Here is a 22185-nt window from a genome sequence, read left to right as displayed (position 1 = left end):
TCCGTTTTGTCTTTACGCTTCTTGGCCTACAGTTTCGTCTGTAATTCCCAGCTCTGCCTTTACCCAGTCATACCCTTCCGCTTCCAGACGGTGAGCCAATTCAGGTCCGCCGGATTTCACGATACGACCTTGCATCATTACGTGAACATAATCAGGCGTAATGTAGTTCAACAAACGTTGGTAGTGAGTGATGATCAGGAAGCCACGGTCTTCGCTCTTCATAGCGTTCACACCGTCAGCCACGATTTTCAAAGCATCGATGTCCAGACCGGAGTCAATTTCATCAAGTACTACGATTTTCGGATCAAGCAGCATCATTTGCAGAATCTCGTTACGTTTTTTCTCACCACCGGAGAAACCTTCATTCAGGTAACGGTGAGCAAACTCAGGGTTCATGTCGAGTTCTTTCATTTTACCTTCCATTTGACGAATGAATTTGATCAGGGAGATCTCGTTTCCTTCGCCGCGACGCGCGTTAATTGCACTGCGCAGGAAGTCAGAGTTCGTAACACCAGCAATTTCACTTGGATACTGCATAGCCAGAAAGAGACCTGCACGTGCACGCTCATCTACTGCCATGTCCAATACATCTTCACCATCAAGTGTAATTGTACCGTCAGTTACTTCATATTTCGGGTGGCCCATCAATGCAGAAGCCAGAGTTGATTTACCTGTTCCGTTAGGACCCATGATTGCGTGGATTTCTCCACCTTTCATTTCCAGGTTGATACCTTTCAGGATTTCCTTACCTTCGATCGTCGCTTTCAGACCTTCAATGACGAAATTCGTAGTCATGTGTATTGTTTCCCTCCATTGATTAAATTGATGTTTGCTGTCGAAAACGAAAAAGCGCCTATTATATCTGAACAGGGCTTCCCCTGAATTTCTCCTGTACTTGATTCTGTAAAGGAAGAACACTTTAGAATAATTCTAAACTGATTCTCAATGATAATCAAGCTATTTCCTCAGAGTGTGTATTCCTTGCAGGAAACATTATTCTTTCTGATTCTATAATAAATACCAGATTGAATCAAATGAGAAAACATCTCCCGCCGAGATGGACAGTGAGAAAAATCACAGAAAATCAAGCTTTTATCGTGACAGCTACACTAATCTAAAAAAAGGACTTATCCATATTATGGACAAGCCCCTTCATTAATAATATTACAATTTGAGCATCTCGTTAATCTTCTGTACCTGTTCGTCAAAATCCGCAACGTCCACCACCGGCGTCATTTCGCGCGGCACCGGACCATTCGGAATAGAAATCCATGAACGACAACCATTATACTCAGGCAGTACTGGGATTTCCATCGGTTCTTTCAAAAGGTACACACGTAAAATCAATACATGGAGCGGATCTTTCCGTTTCCATTTCAAACGGTCTTCGGCAAAATCCGCTGTCCACATATGAAAGTCAAGAAGTCGATCCAGCATCTCCTGATCTCGTATCTCCAGATCCTGTGTTACTTCGGCATATGCAGTAATACGGATTGTCGAAGCTTCGGGCACCCATTCGGCCAGTGATTCTTCAACATAGGATTGATCCGAGGACTTAATCAGTTCTTTACGCTGATGTTCATAAGTCGGATACAGGTAAAACGCCGGACTTTTCAGCTCAAAATGTCGGGTTTCTTCTACAATGCCACCTTTGCGCATCACCATAATTTGGCGACCCGTTTCCAATGCCTTGATTGCAGAAGCCCATTCTTTTAAAGCCGGTATCGTTGGTTCTAACATAATCGGTTCCCTCCCCTATCGTTCTTGTCAGCAGTATAGACGCTCAAGGCGTTTCTGACAACATGATCGGGGATCAGAAAGCTTACGCAAGAAACATACTTAGATCAGATTAAAACTTGGGCGTATTAACCCAGGAAAGAGCGAAGCATCCACATGTGTTTCTCAAGGTCAGCCTTAAAACCTGTCAGCATATCGGAAGTCGGTTGATCTTCAGCTGCTTCTGCAACATCAATACCTTCCTGATATTCATTCGAAAGTGTAGCGAAGTCCTCAATCAGGTTTTGCACCATTGTCTTCGCATCTTCGCCACCAGCTGCTTCCTGGATAGAGGAAAGCTCCAGATACTCTTTCATTGTAGCCGCCGGGCTACCTTTGAGCGTAAGAATACGCTCCGCGATTTCATCCATTTGTACGGTAACTTCGTTGTAGAACTCTTCGAATTTCACATGCAGCGTGAAGAAGTTAGGTCCTTTAACGTACCAGTGATAGTTATGAATTTTGACATACAATACGTTCAGGTTAGCCACCTGACGATTAAGTACTTGTTCCACTGATTTCGCTTGATCTGTTTTGTTTTTTGTAGCCATATTAATCCCATCCTTTTATTTAAAATTTAGTCTGTCATGCCGCAATAAGCAGGTTGTCCTGCAGTACATAACAGAGAGTTAACAATGTGTCACCACTTGGTAGCGGAGAGGCTCTTGAACAGCGTTTCTATCAACTGTCCGGCCTATTTGTTTTTACCCTTTAACAGGAAGTTCGAATCAGAATCAACTCAGCTTGTCTCAAAAAAAAGTTCAAAAACCGCGCTTTTTCCGATATACTGACATATACCAAGCAAAGAAGTGGGTTTTCCTGTTTCTTCATATATATGGAGGTGGCACCTTTGTCCCAATATCGCCCGTTTACCCCCCAGGATGCAATTGAACTGGCCAAAACATTACCGGGTCCATTTGCGGCAGATGCGAATCTGGATTGTCACGAGATCGGCGACGGCAATCTGAATTTGGTTTTCCACATCACGGATCAGAACTCCGATAAAAGTATCATTATCAAACAGGCGCTTCCTTATGCGAAAGTGGTTGGCGAATCATGGCCACTTTCTCTCGTACGTGCCCGCATTGAACGTGAAATTCTTCAGGAAGAGTATCGTCTGTGTCCAGGGATGGTACCTGAAGTGTATCATTACGATGATGATCTCGCATTAACGGTTATGGAAGATCTGAGTGATCATGTGATCATGCGCAAAGGCCTGATCGAAGGTGTTACCTATCCTCTTTTTGCCCAGCATATTGGGGAATTCATGGCAAGAACGCTGTTCTTCACATCCGACTTGGGCATGGATCAGCAATTGAAGAAGGAACAACAGGGCAGATTCATTAATCCGGACCAATGCAAGATAACGGAAGATCTCATCTTTGATGAACCCTACCGGATCGCTGAAAAAAATAATTATGATGCTTCCATCGAAGATGAAGCTGAAGCCCTTCGCACGGATGGGGAGCTTCATCTTGAAGTGGCCTTGCTGCGTGAAAAATTTCTGACACATGGGCAGGCACTGCTTCATGGAGATCTGCATACAGGCAGTATTTTTGTTACACCTGAATCAACCAAGGTCATTGATCCCGAATTTGCATATTACGGCCCCATGGGATTCGATGTTGGTGCAGTCCTTGCGAACCTGCTCTTGAATTACGCATCCCTGCCAGGATGGATTCAAGATGAGACTGCTTTGCGTGAGCGTGAAACGCTTTTGCTGAATATGGTTCGTGATGTATGGACTGAATTCGAATCTCGTTTCCGTGCCCTCTGGGTTAATGACCTCGTTGATCCGATGGCAAAAACGTCGGGGTATCAGGATCTATATGTGCAACAATTGTTCAGAGATTCGATCGGCTTTGCAGGTGCCAAAATGGTTCGTCGTATCGTGGGACTCGCTCACGTGGCGGATATTGATACCATTCCAAATGCGACTGAACGTGAACATGCTCAGCGTAAAGCATTGTCCATTGGTAAAGCATTGATCAAGAACAACCGTCGCTTGAATACCATCGGCGAAGTACTGGATATTGTATCCACAGCTGTTACTACGACTAAGGCTTAACATAAGGAACGGAGGAACCACCCATGACAACCCCTGATTATCAGCCTCTGTCCTCTCTCATCTGGAAAAAGGACAAGCTTGAAATGCTTGACCAGCGTCTGCTGCCCGAAACGATCCTCATGTTGAAACTGTATACACCCGAGGAAGTATGGGAATCCATCCACTCCATGAAAGTACGCGGTGCTCCGGCGATTGGTATTGCTGCTGCATTTGGTGTTGTATTGGGTGCCAAATCATATGACGGAACAACCGTTCAAGGTTGGTTGGATCACGTAAAATCCATATGTGCTCATCTGGCTACTTCCCGACCAACAGCGGTGAACTTGTTCTGGGCACTGGATCGCATGATGCAAAGAGCAAATGAGGTCGTTGAATCCGGCTTGAACCTGGATGAGGGCAATGATGCTCTTGAAGTAGAAGCTCTGTTGATTCAGAAGGAAGACGAAGAAGTATGCCGCATGATCGGCGAGAATGCACTGCCTTTGTTCGAGGATGGTATGGGTGTACTCACCCACTGTAATGCAGGCGGACTGGCTACAGCGAAATACGGTACGGCAACCGCTCCAATGTATCTCGCGCAGGAACGCGGTATCCACCTGAAAGTATTTGCAGACGAGACTCGTCCTGTACTTCAAGGTGCACGCCTGACTGCATTTGAGCTTCAGCAAGCCGGCATTGACGTTACGCTGCTCTGTGATAATATGGCAGGCATGGTCATGTCCAAAGGTTGGATTCAAGCCGTTATCGTCGGAACAGACCGGGTTGCAGCGAACGGTGACGTAGCTAACAAGATCGGAACATACAGCTTGGCCGTGCTTGCCAAGGCTCACAATATTCCTTTCTATGTAGCCAGCCCATTGTCGACCATCGACTTGTCTACTCCATCCGGAGATCTTATTCCGATTGAGGAACGTGCTGCGGAGGAAGTGACCGAAGGATTTGGCAAACGTACAGCACCGCAAGGTGTTAAAGTATTCAATCCAGCATTTGATGTAACGCCTAACGAATATGTAACAGCGATCATCACGGAAAAAGGCGTTGTTCGCGCTCCTTTCCAAGAAAATCTGGCTACCCTGTTCGCAAAGGAAGAAGCTTAATTTAATGAGAGCATTCAAGAAGAGAGTGTCGTGTATAGCGTTGGACCTACAAACGACGTACACTAGGCTCTGAATTACAAGGCTACAGAAGGGCTTCCCTTGCGGGGAGCCCTTTTGTTAGTGATTAGATCATTTTCAACAAAGCCTCTACACCCGTCATGCCAACGGTAATGCCCATGGCCTCGGCTTCTGTTGTCACCGACTCCATAGGTGCATGCAGCAACTGCTCCAGTGTACGCACACCAACCGCCCGAGCCGCAATAATTTTGCGATCCCCGAGCTTCTCATTAAGTAATCCCACATCGAGTGCTCCGCACATGATATAAAAGTTCAAAATACCTTGGTTTATCAACGGTTTTTAAGCTCTCAGTATGCCAGTCGTCACAGATGCGTCACAGAAATACGATTTCTTCTAAAGTGTCTGTAACTTCTTGTTGCATGCTTGGTATCACATGACTGTATGTGTCCAACGTAACTGAAATCTTACTGTGTCCTAATCGTTCGGAAATCACCTTAACATTGATATCCTTAGACAATAGTAAGGTTGCATGTGTATGTCGCAAATCATGAAATCTTATATGTGGAAGATCTGCTCTTTTAACATCTTTGGGATAGATTTTCATCATATTACTCGGAAAAACAGTACCGCCATTTTTCAAATTGAATATAACCAAATCGAGATCAAGAAACTCTCTGCCCAGTTTACTTTTCAAAGCATCATACTTTTCTTGTTGTGTTCTGAGGACTTCAACCAATTGATTTGGAATAGATATTCTACGAACTCCTGCATAAGTTTTAGCTCCTGACTTTAGAGTTTTTCCATAATTCGATAAAGTTTGATTGACGTATAAAACCTTGTTGTCATAATCAATGTCTTTCCATCTGAGTCCTAGAATCTCTCCTTGTCTCATGCCAGTCAAAAGCGCCAATGCATAAACACAAAAGTATCTTCGGTTCTTGTTTGCTTCAAGGAATTGATTTACCTGATCAATTGACCAGATGTTAACTTCATTCTTAATTTTTTTGGGTAAAGTTGACTTCCTCATTGGATTTGATTTACATAATCCATACTCAATAGCTTTATCCAGCACCCGTTTAACCAATGTTGTTATTCTTTCAATAGTATTTCTTGCGAACCCCTTAGAGTGCAAATTGGTAACAAACTGTTGACATGTTTTCATATCAAGTTTTTGTAGTTTAACCAGACCAATTGAATCTTTGATGTGATTCTTATAATATAGACGGTCATTGTAAAATGTTACTTCACTACACTCCAACTTCCGGATATTTTCTAGCCAATAAAGTGCAAAGCTACCTAATGTAGAGCTATCATTCTTCACAAATTCACCGTTCTCGATTTCTTGTTGTAATTTTGACATGATTAGATCAGCTTCACGCTTTGAATCAAATCCTTCTCGCTTAATTTGCCTTCTTTTCCCTGTGGGTTCATAGTAATCAAAGACGAAATACCACTTCTTTGTGTCCTTGTTTTTCTTTACAGATGCCATTCCGATACCTCCTATTTTCTTATAGTGACGTTATAAGAAAATGGAGCCAAGCAAGTGACTGTTACTTAACTTTATCACATTACTGGCTCCATTTTCAGTTAATTGACTTTTGCTGTTTTAATCCATTCTTCTAGGACTTGGCTAGGAACGTACGATCGTTTACCAATTTGAATTGGATTCAATTTTCCCATTACTTCTCTAGCCGCATTTCTCCCTAATTTCAGTCGCAACATAATGTCCTTTGTACATAACAATTCTTTTTCATTGGGTGTCTTCACACTCATCACCTCGTTAACTCCTATGTATGTATTAACTTGTCTTATTACTGTTTAAATTCTTATGTATACTTTCAAATGTAGCTATTAAGATCGTTTTAAAAATCTAATCTAACTTCGTATCTTCTATCTACTTTAACTATGTACTATTTGTTGATCTTGCTTTAAAATAATCGCCATTCTTTCATAAGTGAAATTTCTATGGATAGTTATTGTTCCACCATGTGGATGCTCTGTAGTTATTGAGAAAGATCCCGTATAGCTTAGGTCTTCAGGGTTTTCATATTCTTCTAATTGTGTTCTTCCTAAAGTGACATCTTCCGTTTGTAGTAAATAAAGACAGTTACCTACCTGATGGAATCTTCCTGTGTCAGACTTTGAATAGGGTAAGCCTATATGTTTAAATGCCGCACCCTTCGAATCAAATCGTCGAAAAGTTTGCTGTTTTGTTGGCTCAGTAGTATTTACTACAGTAAATAGATAGTGAGGAAAACTAGTTGCTTTAGCGCAATTACTTGCATTCGTCAATACTTGTATATTGTCTAAGCTATATCCCTCTTTTTCATTAATCCTGTCTATAGTTGGCCTGAAAGAATGTTTGTAATCATTTTTCATGTACTCTTCCGTGTGAACCTTCCACGACAACCAAAATTCTTGCTTTTTATGTAGGACAGCTAAAAAAGTTTCCTCTTCATCTTCCCATTCACACTTAACATACTTGTACATACCTGAATTATATTTACAATTAGTTATTCGACTATAGAGACTGCCATGGAGTAGAAATGCACTGAATTTCTCATTTTCGGCAATTATACCTTCTCCATAACATTTTTCTGCAAATGCCAGTGCGCGTAACTTATAATCAACGTAATTTTGATCTCCATATGTATTAATCCAATCTTCTAATACTTCCTCTGTAACGAGACGTTTTGCCAACTATGCTCTCTTCCTTCCAAATGAAATACCAACTTTAACTCAATTAATCTTGTCAAACCATAAATAAGATTGATTTGAACATTACAATCCAACGATTTCATATGTCGCCAGCATTTTTTTCTTCATTTTTCTCACTAATTGAAATTTGTATGGTTCAACAAATATAATCTATACTTCACTTATGGCTAAGGAGGATGATGAGAATGGAACAGGAAATTTACCAATTATTTAACAAAGAAAATGATGTTCGTATTGAATGTACTGAGAAATTTCTGACTAAATGGATCGAGAGAGGCTTTGAAGTTGAATCTACCCGTTTTGGACAGTTATTGAACGAGGGGGAATAATCCCCTCTAATCTATGCAGAACCTTTAAATTCTTTATTTCGAGCAAACTTTTATAACAATGAAGTCCACTTGCCACTACTGTCCACACCCCTTGAATTCAATATCTTAAAGGTTAGAATATAGGATCAGGCTAATTTCTCGCCCAACCCTATTGATTACATATTGATTGACCTATCCCCTTCTTCAATGGTAGTGTCACTTCCCAAATGGGTCTGAATGGTCGATCCTTGTACAGCAATTAATTTACCGTTCAGTGTTACCCTTGCACCATTGCCTGTTGTAATTCGTCCCTGTCCACTTCCACTTGTACCAGGACTAATAGAAATGATTGAACCGCCACTATTCTTAGGTGAAGGGGATGGATCAGCTATCCATTGTTCTGTCGTAGCGTCGCCCACACATGCAACAGGAACACTATTCACTGTAAATTTGTTACTGTTTGAAGCTATAGCACCAATAACTTTAGCTCCAGTAGTGTGAGTAGTTGTACTGTATAGGGGAAAGCCGTCTTCATCGCGTCCATACATATAACGTTCAACGTATGAAACGTGACCACTTTTATTGGAATCCGTTAAACGTGAACCTTGTAATGCTACTTTAGCTATATAAATCTTCCTTTCTTTTAAATAAATTTCAGATAACGTTGTTCATATGAACCCTGTTCTGCGTAATCAATTGCTTTTTTTCCCTCTTCATCGCTAATCGTGATATCAGGTTTCATATCAATGATTTCACCAAAATAAAATTTGCTTTTTTCCAAAATACTGAACATCAGCGCTGTTTTCCCCTTATTGTCTTGAACATCGGGATCGAGGGCATTACGATTAATTGCTTTAAACGCTTCATAATTGTCCTCTTCGATTACGAAGATTAACAACGTTTTCCCAGAGTCACTATCCTGTGCGTTCACATCAAGTGTCCCATTGTTTAGGGCTGTACGAATTTTTGTAGCATCCAATTTTCCGTCTATGCTATAAGTTTCTTTCAAATTCTTCACCTTTTTACTTGCTGTTGTACTGGTGTTAGGAATGGTGGTGGTTCCAGTTGAACCATTGTTTGTTGTTATGTTGCTAGTCGTTACTCCTTCTTTCAAGGACACCTGGGAGCTTGTTACTGATTCAACAGAATAGCCAAGAGCATTAGCAGTGTCACGCACAGGCAGATACAGCCGACCATTTACGTTCAGTGGTGATTCGGAAAGTTTAGCTTGAGATCCGTCAACTACTAGTTTTACATTAGATTGAGTTGCTTTAAGGTATGTAGCTGCCCCTACTGCTGTGCCTGCTGTTAGGGTTACCCCTACCACAGCTCCAAGCATGAATGTAGGTAATTTTGACGCTAGTTTCTTCATAATATGTACCCCTCCGATAGAATAGTTATGGTATAGCTATTCTTATAAAAAACTATACCATAACTATCGGTTGATTAGGGTTTAGTGCTTAGATTTTAGTTTGTGAAGAAGTTGAATCCTTTACCATGGAAATTAAACGTTCCATCTGCTGTAATCTCAATATAACCATTGGTGTTCCCCACCTTAACGGGACCACCATCAGCCATTGCCGTCAACTCCTTGGCTGTAATGAAAATACGTCCATTTTCTGAATTCATATCAATTCCATCATCCGATAAGTCAACACTCCGAATTCGTCCATTGTTAGATGCCTTGTAAACTTGCTTGTATCCACCATTGTACTTTGTGTTAACCATTCTAGCTCGATCATTAGCTCCACCATCACCTGTACCAATTTTCTCAACTGGCTGAGCCGCATCGCCAGAGCCATCAAAGGTGATCTCACGCTTGATCTTCATGTTCTCCTCAGGAAGTCCATATGAGTAGGCAATGATACCTGTATCTTCAGTAGTCAGTATACGTTTCTCACTGTCTTGCCAGTATAGTAGTCGATCACGGGAATCTTTCGCTTGTTCTTTGGATGCGACTTGCACTGTAATATATCTAGTACGATTATCTTGGATATCAATGTAATCAATATATTCTCCAACGTCTGCGTCCTTACCTATCGTTTTGAGTCGATTAACAGTCAAATTGTTAATATATCCGTCATCGGCAAGGATTGTATTAACTTCTAACATCTCAGCTACCAATTTACCCACATTGATAATGTCCAGTTTATCCATATCCATATATCCAGCCTCTGTATCAATAATAACGTCTCCCGCTGGGCCAATAAATTTACCTTTATGCGCTACCAAGTTCCCGAAAAGGTCTACACTAAACGGTGCATCATGGAAATTCTCAGATCCAGCCCACATCCCAATGCGGGGAAAAATCTTGAACACTCCTGTACCATCACGTAACGTAAGGGATGATCCTTCAATTTGTGCATGTGCCTCAATCATTTTTTTAATGTTCTCGATGTTGTCATAGACTCCTCTATCACCCGGATACCACTGGAATGGTTTTTCTTCAATTTTCTCATCAAGAATCTTGCGAATGCCCTGTTTTGCTAGAACGTACAGTTCCAATTTTCCACCAATTTTCTCACTGCTTGCATTAGCATATGTATTTCTGTAAGCTTCAAAAACATCATTTGCTGTTTCTGTTTGATCTATGAAATATTCATTATCATATTTACAGTTCACACCAGCATTGTAGTATGCGACCTTATCATGAGCCTTAATCTTCTTAATCTCAAATTCACTTCTTTGATCCAGCTCATATAACACAGGAGAACCATTTTCAAATTTTGCGACAACTGTCATATTTACTATCTTGCCGCTATCAACTATTTCTTTTACACCCGGTCGTTTAAGATAGTAGCGCTCAAACCAATACTTTATGGTTTCCTTCAATGTATTGATGCTTCTGTCTTCCTTAGTCTTGAACTCATCGATAATGATTTTTGATAAATCTGCATCCCCCGAAGAAAAAATAATCATATCATCAACATGATGAATCTTCTCTCCTTTGTTATGTAGACGGTATGATATACCGTTCAATTTAGAAGAAATAGCCGTATCAGCACCCATATATAGAAAATCTTTGTTAAACATGATCTGACAATAACTCAATTAGACATCTCCCTTTTTATCTTTTAGAAATTCAGTGAATTTATTTCGATAGTGCTCATATATCTCATAAGCTTCTGGTGTTTGAGCAAGACACTCCATTTCAAGGAACATTTTCACAATATGAGTAACAATGTCTTCGTTTTCTCCCTCAGTAGGAATATACGCATTCTCTAGGGCAAGATCATTGTAATCCTTAATGAATGCTTCCTTGTCTTTCATAGCAAGCCTATCTCCAACTTCATTTGATTCAAGAATGATTAAATCCCCATATTCGTCTCTCTCCGCATGTAGCATTGTAAGACTCTCAATTTCCTTATTCCATGTGTCATTCAATGGAGAAAGTATATCGTCTAGGAAACGCTTTTTCATTCTTTCTCCTTGAGCATTCATCTTAAGGTTGAGGATATACTTCCCCAACCATGGTATATGATAATTAGGTATTTTCAAAAAAAATCTCCTTACATTTATGACTTAAAACTCGACCAAGAGCGCTTTTACTTCATTACCTTTACATACATAATTTCCTTCCACATACATATCAAAATCATTTTCAATGGACATCAACATTCCGTCGATGTGCTCTCTTCCATAATCGCTTGTTCTACTTACAATGCCTCTGCCATCTTTCAGTATGATTTTCACTTTCATATTCACAAATCTCCAATTCATTATGTATTATTTTAGACTCTCACGATCTACGGTTATTCCCTCTTCTTCGTCCCTGCTACCTAATGCTCTCCTTCATCCCTATGTCCTTGCTAATTCTTCCTGGATCACTTCCAGCTTATCCGCTGCATTAACCTGTACCACATCTATCTAACCTTCCACGTATCTCATCCCTCCCGTTCAATTGTATTCATAGGCTCCAAGAGTCTGCCTTGGAATTCGTTAACCTTGTGTAGTCAGTTTAATTCAGAGAATTAAAAACGTAAAAATTTGGAGGCCCTATTTCCTACATTTCTTACTCACCTCCTTTCAATGAGCATAAAATCTGTCAACTAAATGAGCATCTAAAAGCACCACATAGAGTTAACTATTCTTTAGTCTAATGATACAGGGTGCTTTATAACGACAATTTAGTTGACAAGCAATATTAATACTATAATGATAGTAATCATCTATTTTGTCTCTTCAATACATTGGATACATATTGTCTCGAACAGCTCATTAACTCAGCAATCTTAGAGTTTGATAAACTTGTATCATTTTGCTTCAACCTTCTAATTTTTGATGCCTTATCATCGTTATCTTCTTCCGAATCTACTATCTGATGATACACAGAACCTTTAATATGTAATGGAATATTTAATCTTCTTCTCAATTTTTTGTTAACTCTTGCTTTCAAATATCCTGTTTTAACTAATATTACAGGCATGTAAGCTCCCATTTTCCTCAGTAAAAATGTATTCAACCAACATTGAAATCCTTCATCATAATCATTTACTTCTAGTAAATCCAGTTCTGACTTCCTGTTCGAATTAAACTTGAAATTGTCTTTGTACAATTGCTTGTAATCAATATTCTCCATTCTTAGAAGTTCAACTACCTCTGAGTCACATGTCCAGCCCTGAACCCCTATTTTCTTGATAACCAATTTGTATATTAAGTCAGAAAGTCTCTGATTCATCTCAGAAATGTCCTCCTCTACACGTTCAGGGAAAACACGATTTGCTTCCTCCACTCCACATAGACCAAGAAGCTGTTCCCTTTTAAAACACGAAATCGTCAAATGGTTAGAATAAAAAAACTTACTCATCTCTTCAGCAAGCATAAGTCGCTCTGTATCCATACTCACGATCTCGTAATATCTGGCTAAATTTCTAAATGTCTCTCCATTTCTAAAAGAACTCTTCTGGTACTCCTTTACCTTCTTTTGCATCTCATCGGGTAACTCATCTATACCTATTGTGTTGAGCAAATACATGAAAATCATAATAATTACTTTGGTATTAGCCTTATTAATGTTCTGAGCGCTTGAGTCATCACTTAACACTTCTTCAATAACTTTTCGAATTGGTGCAAACACTATTGCATTGGTATTCTTGACCTCTAGACTTTTCATTGTCGCAAGTTGGGGTAACTTTCTCCTTGCAACTTCGTGTATCTGAATCAGAAGACTGAGTGTACCCTTTGTTCGTAAAAACTTACTCAAAAATGGGTAGTTGTTATGTAAATCTACGTCATACTTAAACCGTTCAAGAAATTCGATATTAAAATCAATCAACTGTTCCTGATCCATTTGCCATTCTGTTTTGACCTCAGCTATGTTGTATAGTTGCTTTAAATAATCAAATGCTTTATGTATAGGTAATCTTGTCATTCGTTCTATTACTTGCACGATATCATAATGGACACCACATCTACTCGAATGGCATTTGTAAAACCACTTGTCTTCATACTTGTAGATGTTTCCACTGCTTGAATTGCTACTATTGTGAAAGATACAAAGAAAACGATCAGATTCTATCCCCAGTAATTGTTTTAAATTCTGTCTTTTTAAAAATTGTCTGATATCATTGCGATCAATGTAACAAAGCTCAGGCTGGTTATCTACACCTAGCCTACTCTTTAATTCTGGTAAACCCTCAAACCCACGGCTTATCAGTGAGATGTTCCCAATGTCTATGTTTGAGTAATCTATACCTATTCTAGCTGGAAGTCCCTTCTTAGAAGGAAGTAACTTATTATTGTATGTAGGTGCTTTGTTTCGATTGACACATAACTGCGAGTCCATTTTAATGATTACTTTTTCAATGATTTCTCTTAGACGTACAATAAGTTCTTCTGCATCATACCTAATGTTTCTTTTAAATGTTCCAAGCTTTATCGTGAATGGATCATTCGGTTCCTTTAAATGCAGTGTATTGGGCACCCTTAATAATCTTGCTGGATTCTTGACTGCCGCATCAGCATTAAATGTGTATATCAGTAATCCTTCTAGTGTTTCAAATTGATGTTTTTGAGCTCCAGTTTCAAGTAAATAATACACATGATAGCCATTCTTCGTTTCTACAACAGCACTCGGTGGAATCCCCCATTCTTCCAACTCAATTATGCGCTCTTTAAATGACTGCTTATAACTAGATCTTTGTTCCTTGTTTAAAGAGCTAAACCCTGCCTTAACTAACTCTTGCAAATCATTTCGTGTTCCTGTGAAGCCTGAGGCCACAATTTCATGTTCCAATTCATCTTTTATGTCTATATCTACAAAACACGCCCGAAAATCTGTTATTTCTTCATTTTTATAACCTCCACCATTAGGTAGATAAAATATTCCATAACCTTGTTCATTCCATTCTTCGAATTCTTTAATAGCTTCTTTGCTATAATATTTCATTTTACTCTTGTACGCTTTACTATGTTTTTTTCCTTCTAATATGTACTCAAAATTAATCTTTCCACTACCGAATCCGGTTTCAAAGAACTCCCTGGTCTTTTCAATATTCAAAAAGATATACTTCTCCTTCCTATGTTTGACTGGTTAAAAGATATTCAATTATCAAAGAGCAATTATTAGTAACAGTTACTCAACATCTTTAAAAAACGGATCTTCTTTGAATCCTAGAACATGACCTGGAGGCAGTAACTTGTGCTTATACAGTAATTCTTCTAATTCCAAGGTAAAACTATTTTCTGATGGGATACCAAATGCAAGTCGATTTTTATTCTCGAATATGTAAAGTAGTGTTTCGATTGCTTTCACTTCGGCTGAATTATCTTCGACTGTTATTCCATTGTTTGTATTTTCATAATATATATCCTTTTCAAGAAAATCGCATAAAGAACTTACCAAGTTAAAATGGCTTGTTAGAGTAAATTCACTGGTCATTGACTCGTTATAAAGAACGCCCCGTAACCGTAAGATTAGTTTCTGTATCGCAAGTTCTTCATGCATGGCTCGAATAACTTGCTCATGTGGGTCGAACATTTCAAAAACTTCATGTTTGATACCTTCTTCATCAATAATTTGGATAGGAACTTGTACAGAATCTCTTTTTGAAAGTCTGTTGAGATAGTTGATTTCTATCTGGATTTTTTCCACTTCCGATAGTTCCTTTTGAAAGTAAACTTCATCAATCCCGAACATTTTTGATAGAGCCTCAAGTTTTGATTGTGGAATTGGTCTTTTTTTACTTAACCAACCCATTATTGTCGGAGAGGCAATACCTAGTTTCTCGGCTAATTTTTTGTACGTACCATTGTATACTTTCACTATAAATTCAAGACCAATCATTTCTCCCCCGCCTTTGGCTAATCAGTTAGGCAAACCCCTTAAATACAATATAACAAATGCCTAACCGATTAGTCAACACATTTTTGAAACTTCTTTATATTCCATTTTATAGAGAATTACTGAACGCTTCGTTTTAATATTCAATGAGGAAATATTGTACACTTAGTTTTCTTTGCATTAAACTCATCTATCCCATACAACCCTATGTTGTTACTACTAATTCATAGGCAATTCCCGGACAGCAATATCGTCAGCTGGAGGACACCATTCTCTAGCGGTAACAAGAATAGATTATTTTAATTGGGCAATAATAAAATCAAGTAGTAATCGATTCTTATTAAGGTGGTCATTATGAGATATAAGAAAAGGTATGAATATAAGATTATTTCTCCGACCTTGCAGTTCCAGAAGAGCTCATTGAAGAGCAACTACTCAATTGGATGGAATTTGCTCTTCTGAATTATTCAGTTGAGAACATGATAGAAAACAAACAAAATTCGGAGGATTGATTTTCAATGAGAGTACTCAAAGATCATGAAAAGTTAGATAGAAGTGAAATTACAGCCTTGATCGGTAAGATTAGGGCTATTGTTTATACTCGTGTATCATCTGACATTCAAATTGATAACTATTCACTAGAGTCGCAGATTGAGATATGTGTAAAGGAAGCCAATGCGAAGTTTGATATCGATGAAAATGAAATTATTGTACTGAGGGAAGAGGCTGAATCTGGAGATAATCCTAATCGTCCAATGCTGAACTACATCTTGTTTCTGCTTGAAAAAGGTCTCGGGAACAAAGTCATATTCTTGCACCCAGATAGATTGAGTAGACATCTCCATTTACAACAACAGATCACACATAGGATATGGGAGTTGGGTTGTGATCTACATTTCGTTGAGTTTGACTTGCAAAAAGGAAATGCAGAATCAATGCTCAATTACAATATACAAGGCTCTATTGCTCAGTATAACAAAGCTAAGATTCTAGCCAATACGAAACGTGGTAGAAATACGATGGTCTCTAACAATAAAATACCGGGAATGAATCGTATTTACGGTTATACCTATGATAAAGATCTGAACACCCTTGTTGAAAACGAGTATGAAAAAGAGCGATATCTGACAATGGTTAATATGGTACTAGAAGGTTCAACCGGTTCTGAGGTTGCGGCATATTTAGCTAAAAAGAAACATCCTGCACCAAAAGGAGATAATTGGTATCAAGCGACCATCAGTAGAATACTCAGAAATGAGTCTTATATGGGAACGTACTACTATGGTAAAACTGAGGTAGAACAACAGAACGGGAAAAGAAGACAAGTACCACGTCCTAGAGATCAATGGCAAAAGATAACTATACCTGCTTATATTGATGAGATTACATTTGGACGCTTACAGAAGTGCTTAGACGGTAATATAAAAAATGGTGGTCGTCCATCTGAAGATTACCTGTTAAAAGGGATTGCTAGATGCGGAAGATGTGGAGCAGCAGTTTCATCGGGTATTACATCTAGGACACAAAATGGATTGTTGAAATATTATAGTTGCACAAGAAAAACAAGAAAATCCTACAGCGTTGAAACAGGAGAGCCAAACAAGATTTGCTTGGGAGAAAATTGGCGAGTAGATATGGTAGACTCTTTAATCTGGAGTGAAGTATTGAGGTTGATAGACAATCCTAAAACGATAATAGATAAGATGCTAGAAAGAATTTCTGATGTATCCAAAGTAAAAGAACTGGAGAGAAACAGAGATGACATTGGAAAATTGATTAAAGATAAGGAATCTTCTAAGGCAAGATACATTGACCTATACGCTGAAGGGATCATTAAATCCAAAGAAGATCTTTCTATTAAATTGGAACCAGTAGATACTGAAATTAGCGAACTAAACAAAGAGCTGAGCTTAATCACAGACAATTTAGAGCTGAACAAAAGACAAAATAAGAATACTTCACCAGGGGGGCCATTGCTAAAAAAATATCAAAATATCATTAATAATGAATTACAGATGAAAGACGCAAGAAAAGTATTGAGCATCCTCGTCGATAAAATAGTCTTACATGATAGTAAGCGTATTGAGATATTCTACAAATTCACCTCTAAGAGTCATTTAATTAGAAGTGATACCTACGTCTCTGATTCAGTCAAATTCGATAAGCTTAAGTGGGTAGTTGAATCCCCCCCTCCTAAATGGGAGAATATTGAACACCTTTACCCTCAGATGCTGAAAATGTACAACGAAGACTTGCTCAGCTTTGAACAAATTGCGGAAGCCACTGAAACAGATTGGTGGACTATTAAGCAAATGTTTAAGGCTAAGGGAGCCATCTTGCTTACAACTAAAGAAAGAGGAGTAAAAAGACGTGCTCGTGACTTTGAGAAGATATACGATTTACACTATGTTGATGGACTAGCTTTTACTCGAATTTACAAGGAACATGGATTGAGTCCAACTTACTGTAAACAGGTGCTCGAAGAAAATATGAGCAAGTTAGGGTTATCGTACGTAGAAAAGTTAGAAATCTGGTAGATCGGTTCCAATATAACTTCAATCGTTCAAGTTTGACTATGGTGTAGAAACAGATGTGCTAGGCCACCATCCTCCAATTATTAATAGGTTTAAGTTTTAAAATAGCCCCTCCTATCGTGAACATGTAATAACCTTACTGTTTGGATAGATGTGCTAGCAGAGTAACTGGAAATTACAACCCGATTTTTGGTGTAAATGTACCCCCATACCTTTATTCGGTAAGCCATGGTTACTGTATAAACTTAAAAACATGTAGCCTGGCCTTAATGGTTGGACATATTTCTACCTTCTCTACTTGTCCACCACATCGAAAGTAAAGTTAACTCTTTACACTTTAACAGTAAAGTGTATAATTGACTTATGGGTTAGGAGGTGAATACATGACCCAGAAAGAACATGAGGATATCATTAACTTGATACACTCATTAGCAAACCAAGATAAATACGTTTTGCTAGTACATGCTAGGCAACGTATGAACGAAAGAGGTTTAACGGATGAAGATGTAAAGGACATTCTTACAAACGTTAACCAAATCTTACGGATTGATGAAGAAAATCCGGATGGAATTACATCTTATAAAATCGAAGGAGGCTTACATAACCACAGGTTGGCGATAAAGTTCAACCTATCTGAACTTATTATTATCATTACTGTTATGGATAGGCACTCATAGTGCTTATCCTTCCTAGAAGATTCATTAGCACATTAGAAGATTCATTAGTACATTAGAAGATTCATTAGTACATTAGAAGATTCATTAGTACATTAGAGGATTCATTAGTACATTAGAGGATTCATTAGTACATTAGAGGAGGATTATTTAGTTAATATGAGTAGTATTATAAGCAAATGTGTAATGTGTGGGTCGGAGGATCTGTCTGAGATTAATTATACAATGGAACATAAAGAGCTCAATAAAGTACTGGTAATAGAAAATATTCCTGCAATTCAATGTAACAAATGTAATGAAATATACTTAACTCCTAATGCAAATAGATACATTGATAAACAATTAAGCATATTCCGTTCAGGCGGTTTTGATAATCGCGCTAAAGAAGTTAGTAAGAATAAAGGGATAACTCAAGAGGAGTTAGGAAAAAGAATTGGAGTAACCAAGCAAAGAATTAATCAGATACTCCACGATTACAACTTAGATGTACAAACAATGATTAAAGTTGCTTCCGCAATAGGTGAGCCAGTTAATAGTGTGTTTGAATTTAAAACTATACATCAAGAAAGTGATAAGTTTTATTTAAAGTGAGGGACTCTAAATGAGTCCTTTTTTTCTCTACAACAAAAGGCAATTTCATTTTAACACATCACAAACTTGATTATGTTCAGAGATGAATCTCAAACAACACAAAAGCCTAAGCACATGACCTAGGCTAATGTTTGTTCATATTCCTTTACTCTACGATACCAACTGTTGGGCTTCATCTCTGCCATTCTCATAGCTTCAACTGCTGTGATACTACCTTGCTTCCATTCTGTGTATGCTTGCTTAAACTCCTCGTTAATTGCTTGCTTAGGTCTGCCAAACACTACATTGTTATTCTTAGCAGCAGCGATGCCTTCGGCTTGTCTACCGTTAATCTTCTCACGTTCACGTTCAGCCATATATGACAATAACTCAAGAACGATACTTGATATCACTTTTTCTAATCCATTCTTATACTGCCTTGTGTCCAGGAGAGGCATGTCCAACACAACAATGTGAGCTCCAATGTTCTGGGTAATATCTTCCCATTCCTTTTTAATCTCCTGTGCATTTCGTCCTAAACGATCCAGTTCCTTCACAAACAGTATGTCGTTTTTACGAATAGCATTTTTCATTACTTGATACTGTGGTCTGTTGAAATTCTTTCCACTCTGCTTATCTATGTAGAAATCCCGTTCCGATATTCCTAAGTCCTTCATTGCTTCTAGTTGTCTTGCTTCGTTCTGATCCTTAGTCGAAACTCTTATGTAACCATGATGTCTAATCTCTCCCATAATTCAACCACCTTCTGCTATGTCGTTAAGTTATTATAGCAAAATTGTTTCAAAACATATATAGATATTTATGAAATGTTTCATTTATGTTTTTATATTATTTGAAATGTACCATATATACTTTTGACATACACGGAAAGAGTCTTTCAAAAAGTATACTTTTAGCCATACCCTTTCAATCGTAGGCACGTACCAATATGGTACTGGAACAACATCGGAAAATTACGAAGTCCCTTGGGACAGTGTGAGCCTGTCTTAGAAATCCGTCTCTGTAACCTGATTCTGACTGAATCGACAGATTAATTCTCATAGATCATGGTTCCAATCGTGTACGATACAACAACTGACCATATATGCAGTTAAATCAACGTTTAAGCTTCTTTTTCAGGTCAATTTATCCTATATCGTAAACGCAATCGTAGAATGACCATCAACACCCTAAAATGCTAGTCGTAGCAACGATTTTAACAAATTAGAAAATTTTGTAATTTCACGATTGAAATATCAAATAACGTAGGCAGGACAAGGAATTTCAGCGTTTTCCAAAAGTTCAATCGTATAGTAACAGGATTATTTAAAATGAAGACTTATTTAAGCAATATTTTGATTTTTTCACGATTAAAATCAAGGACTTTGATAACTATACATCTGGATGACTAAATCACAATACCATTTGAAAGTTATAAATAACTAGTATAATCTCCAAGCAAGTTGAATATATTAAATAACAATAGTATTCATAGGAGGTTTAGTTTACATGGAAAAAGTCTCTTTCTTAGGAGATATTTACGATTACCAGGAGAATCTTGACGGCTCTAAACTCTTGTCTATTGATAAAAACAAACGAGGAATCAAAATGACCATCAAATTCTCAGGTGATTCAGAAGATCATAAAAGATCTCACGAAGCACTGAAAAACTTCTTTGTAAAAAGCTCTCCATAATGAGTACTTTTAAAAGCGTAAGCCCAAGGAATTGATTACAGATTAAATTGTCTATTTGGTATTTCAGTTCAAACTCTCTTGATGTACCTCAAAGCCAATAAAAAATGAGTCACAAAAAGGCATCCAGATAAATTCGTCTGAGTGCCCTTTTTATGGATATCTACATCTTATAGGTAATACAGACCTTGACATACCACATTAAGTGGAAGGATTGCCCTTGGTTTGATAGCATATTCATCTGGATTTTTAATAATATGTTCGGACAACTTAGTTGCATATTTAGTGTTTTTTACGAGCACAATTGCATCGTTAGGTAATCTAAAATCCCCTTCTGCTCTCCACTCACGTTCATGAAGCCAACTAATCCAGCCTTTTTTATCAACCTCAAATCTAACAATCCTCCATAATTCGTCATCTGGAATATTCAGCTTTTTACTTTCTGAATTGGACAGGTAGAGCACTGGTCTGCATCCGTTGTTGTACCCCCATTTTTTTGTGAATGCTATTCCAAACGGTTCATACCTTGGGTCATCATCATTACAATTTTCTTCATTTAATACATACTTTAACGACATAAATGGAATGTCCATAAAACACGCTGCTTTCTTGGCTCCTCTGACAAATCCCTTCTTCCCGCTTCCATAAACTTCTCCAGTTTTTAGAATGTTCACTAAGTTAGCAAAGGCACCGTATCCATCATCTCTTTTAGTGTTTTTTGTAAGATGTATAAGGTACGGTGTTAAATCTGGCCTCTCATAGAAAGGTAAATTTTTAAAATCTGGTCGCATCCATATCTTTCCCTTCATAAAACTTGCGTCTCATTGACTTGTCTACCACAGTTCTAGTGATTCCCCGTACTCTCTGATATCATCATCCATTTTGTCGATTTTAGAAGCATCCATTACAGAACGGATAAAATGTTCACCTGCTTCAAACTTACCCATATCAACCGTAATTTGTGCAATTCTAAAATCCCCGCTCATTATTCCAACAGTCACAGTCTCGGCTTCTTTTACCTTAGCTTGCTGTAAAAAGTCATACAACTGTGTGAATACATGTTGCACAGCCAGCCCTTTCCCTACATCCTCGCTCATGTATACAACTACGTCTATATGTTTTGTTATATCTAACGCATCTGTAACTTTTATATCTTGAGCATATACAAAAACTGATGTGTCGATCTGGGAAACTTCTGTCGTGCTTGTTACTGTAGCATCCTCTTTAGTTTCATTTGTTTCGCTTGCTTCCACAACCGCTTCATCTATTGAAGATCCTGTCTCATTATCGTTGGCAGGATCTTCAATAGAGTTTTCAACGGGGTTAGCCTCTAGTTTAGATTGTTCTTGAATAACAGGCTGCTCTGCACTCTTCTCTGAACATCCTGCCATTAACACCACGAGTGCTAATATAGATAAATAGAACTTAAAATTCATCATGAATAATT

At 38.2% G+C, this 22185-nt stretch carries 23 protein-coding genes and 1 pseudogene; 7 read left to right on the top strand and 17 right to left on the bottom strand.

The annotated features are described in order from the left end of the window. Positions 1-12: 12 nt before the first annotated feature. The 3 genes from sufC to ABTV53_RS08660 all read right to left on the bottom strand — a co-directional run bounded on the left by sufC (position 13) and on the right by ABTV53_RS08660 (position 2327). Entirely contained in the window at positions 13-795 is a 783-nt protein-coding gene (sufC, locus tag ABTV53_RS08670; RefSeq protein WP_433752339.1) for a Fe-S cluster assembly ATPase SufC, read from the bottom strand. A gap of 369 nt (positions 796-1164) precedes the next feature. Then, positions 1165-1740 (bottom strand): DUF1802 family protein, encoded by a 576-nt coding sequence (locus ABTV53_RS08665; protein WP_017689541.1) that lies wholly within the window; start codon positions 1738-1740, stop codon positions 1165-1167. Between the two features lie 125 nt (positions 1741-1865). After that, positions 1866-2327, bottom strand: a complete 462-nt coding sequence (locus ABTV53_RS08660; protein WP_433752337.1) for a Dps family protein — start codon at positions 2325-2327, stop codon at positions 1866-1868. A gap of 299 nt (positions 2328-2626) precedes the next feature. On the opposite strand from ABTV53_RS08660, the gene mtnK reads away from it, so the two are divergent. Next, positions 2627-3844 carry an S-methyl-5-thioribose kinase gene (gene mtnK / locus ABTV53_RS08655; protein ID WP_433752335.1) on the top strand — a complete coding sequence of 406 codons (1218 nt, stop codon included), beginning with the start codon at positions 2627-2629 and terminating at the stop codon, positions 3842-3844. Between the two features lie 23 nt (positions 3845-3867). Further along, entirely contained in the window at positions 3868-4941 is a 1074-nt protein-coding gene (gene mtnA / locus ABTV53_RS08650) for an S-methyl-5-thioribose-1-phosphate isomerase (RefSeq protein ID WP_433752334.1), read from the top strand. A gap of 124 nt (positions 4942-5065) precedes the next feature. Here mtnA and ABTV53_RS08645 read toward each other — a convergent pair. From ABTV53_RS08645 to ABTV53_RS08630, 4 genes and pseudogenes are all read right to left on the bottom strand, one after another. Then, positions 5066-5266, bottom strand: a pseudogene (locus tag ABTV53_RS08645) (YunC family protein); the annotation flags it as partial. A gap of 67 nt (positions 5267-5333) precedes the next feature. Beyond that, positions 5334-6449, bottom strand: coding sequence for a tyrosine-type recombinase/integrase (locus tag ABTV53_RS08640; protein WP_433752333.1), 1116 nt, complete (start codon positions 6447-6449; stop codon positions 5334-5336). A gap of 98 nt (positions 6450-6547) precedes the next feature. Next, positions 6548-6733 (bottom strand): hypothetical protein, encoded by a 186-nt coding sequence (locus tag ABTV53_RS08635; protein ID WP_338593242.1) that lies wholly within the window; start codon positions 6731-6733, stop codon positions 6548-6550. Positions 6734-6859: 126 nt separating this feature from the next. Continuing rightward, the gene (locus ABTV53_RS08630; RefSeq protein ID WP_433752331.1) at positions 6860-7660 is read right to left on the bottom strand and encodes a hypothetical protein; all 801 of its coding nucleotides are present in this window, start codon (positions 7658-7660) and stop codon (positions 6860-6862) included. A 203-nt stretch (positions 7661-7863) separates the two neighbouring features. On the opposite strand from ABTV53_RS08630, the gene ABTV53_RS08625 reads away from it, so the two are divergent. After that, positions 7864-8007 (top strand): hypothetical protein, encoded by a 144-nt coding sequence (locus tag ABTV53_RS08625; protein WP_433752329.1) that lies wholly within the window; start codon positions 7864-7866, stop codon positions 8005-8007. 155 nt (positions 8008-8162) lie between these two features. On the opposite strand, the gene ABTV53_RS08620 is transcribed toward ABTV53_RS08625, so the two are convergent. The 7 genes from ABTV53_RS08620 to ABTV53_RS08590 all read right to left on the bottom strand — a co-directional run bounded on the left by ABTV53_RS08620 (position 8163) and on the right by ABTV53_RS08590 (position 15271). Beyond that, positions 8163-8429 (bottom strand): hypothetical protein, encoded by a 267-nt coding sequence (locus tag ABTV53_RS08620; protein WP_433752327.1) that lies wholly within the window; start codon positions 8427-8429, stop codon positions 8163-8165. A 200-nt stretch (positions 8430-8629) separates the two neighbouring features. Further along, entirely contained in the window at positions 8630-9358 is a 729-nt protein-coding gene (locus ABTV53_RS08615; protein ID WP_433752325.1) for a stalk domain-containing protein, read from the bottom strand. Positions 9359-9453: 95 nt separating this feature from the next. Continuing rightward, entirely contained in the window at positions 9454-11037 is a 1584-nt protein-coding gene (locus tag ABTV53_RS08610) for a hypothetical protein (protein ID WP_433752323.1), read from the bottom strand. Next, positions 11038-11484 carry a hypothetical protein gene (locus ABTV53_RS08605; RefSeq protein ID WP_433752321.1) on the bottom strand — a complete coding sequence of 149 codons (447 nt, stop codon included), beginning with the start codon at positions 11482-11484 and terminating at the stop codon, positions 11038-11040. Between the two features lie 24 nt (positions 11485-11508). After that, positions 11509-11685, bottom strand: coding sequence for a hypothetical protein (locus ABTV53_RS08600; protein ID WP_338593225.1), 177 nt, complete (start codon positions 11683-11685; stop codon positions 11509-11511). A gap of 466 nt (positions 11686-12151) precedes the next feature. After that, positions 12152-14485: a hypothetical protein gene (locus tag ABTV53_RS08595; RefSeq protein WP_433752319.1), complete on the bottom strand. Its 2334-nt coding sequence runs from the start codon at positions 14483-14485 to the stop codon at positions 12152-12154. 75 nt (positions 14486-14560) lie between these two features. Then, positions 14561-15271 carry a helix-turn-helix domain-containing protein gene (locus ABTV53_RS08590; protein WP_433752317.1) on the bottom strand — a complete coding sequence of 237 codons (711 nt, stop codon included), beginning with the start codon at positions 15269-15271 and terminating at the stop codon, positions 14561-14563. A gap of 515 nt (positions 15272-15786) precedes the next feature. On the opposite strand from ABTV53_RS08590, the gene ABTV53_RS08585 reads away from it, so the two are divergent. From ABTV53_RS08585 to ABTV53_RS08575, 3 genes are all read left to right on the top strand, one after another. Continuing rightward, positions 15787-17805 carry a recombinase family protein gene (locus ABTV53_RS08585; RefSeq protein ID WP_433752316.1) on the top strand — a complete coding sequence of 673 codons (2019 nt, stop codon included), beginning with the start codon at positions 15787-15789 and terminating at the stop codon, positions 17803-17805. 380 nt (positions 17806-18185) lie between these two features. Continuing rightward, a complete protein-coding gene (locus ABTV53_RS08580; RefSeq protein WP_433752314.1) occupies positions 18186-18479 on the top strand; it encodes a DUF4258 domain-containing protein in 294 nt (97 codons plus the stop codon). A 156-nt stretch (positions 18480-18635) separates the two neighbouring features. Next, the gene (locus ABTV53_RS08575) at positions 18636-19067 is read left to right on the top strand and encodes a helix-turn-helix domain-containing protein (RefSeq protein ID WP_433752313.1); all 432 of its coding nucleotides are present in this window, start codon (positions 18636-18638) and stop codon (positions 19065-19067) included. A 119-nt stretch (positions 19068-19186) separates the two neighbouring features. On the opposite strand, the gene ABTV53_RS08570 is transcribed toward ABTV53_RS08575, so the two are convergent. Beyond that, on the bottom strand, positions 19187-19798 hold the full coding sequence (locus tag ABTV53_RS08570; RefSeq protein WP_433752311.1) for a recombinase family protein: 612 nt from the start codon (positions 19796-19798) through the stop codon (positions 19187-19189). 757 nt (positions 19799-20555) lie between these two features. On the opposite strand from ABTV53_RS08570, the gene ABTV53_RS08565 reads away from it, so the two are divergent. Next, positions 20556-20741, top strand: a complete 186-nt coding sequence (locus ABTV53_RS08565) for a hypothetical protein (protein WP_169480515.1) — start codon at positions 20556-20558, stop codon at positions 20739-20741. Positions 20742-20908: 167 nt separating this feature from the next. On the opposite strand, the gene ABTV53_RS08560 is transcribed toward ABTV53_RS08565, so the two are convergent. Beyond that, entirely contained in the window at positions 20909-21547 is a 639-nt protein-coding gene (locus ABTV53_RS08560; RefSeq protein WP_433752309.1) for a hypothetical protein, read from the bottom strand. 24 nt (positions 21548-21571) lie between these two features. Continuing rightward, positions 21572-22177 (bottom strand): hypothetical protein, encoded by a 606-nt coding sequence (locus tag ABTV53_RS08555; protein WP_433752307.1) that lies wholly within the window; start codon positions 22175-22177, stop codon positions 21572-21574. Between the last annotated feature and the right edge of the window lie 8 nt (positions 22178-22185).

Source organism: Paenibacillus amylolyticus (genome assembly GCF_050990605.1).
Classification (GTDB): Bacteria; Bacillota; Bacilli; order Paenibacillales; family Paenibacillaceae; genus Paenibacillus; species Paenibacillus amylolyticus_H.
Note: the sequence above shows the minus strand (reverse complement) of the source record. Positions and strands in the feature narration are given on the sequence as shown.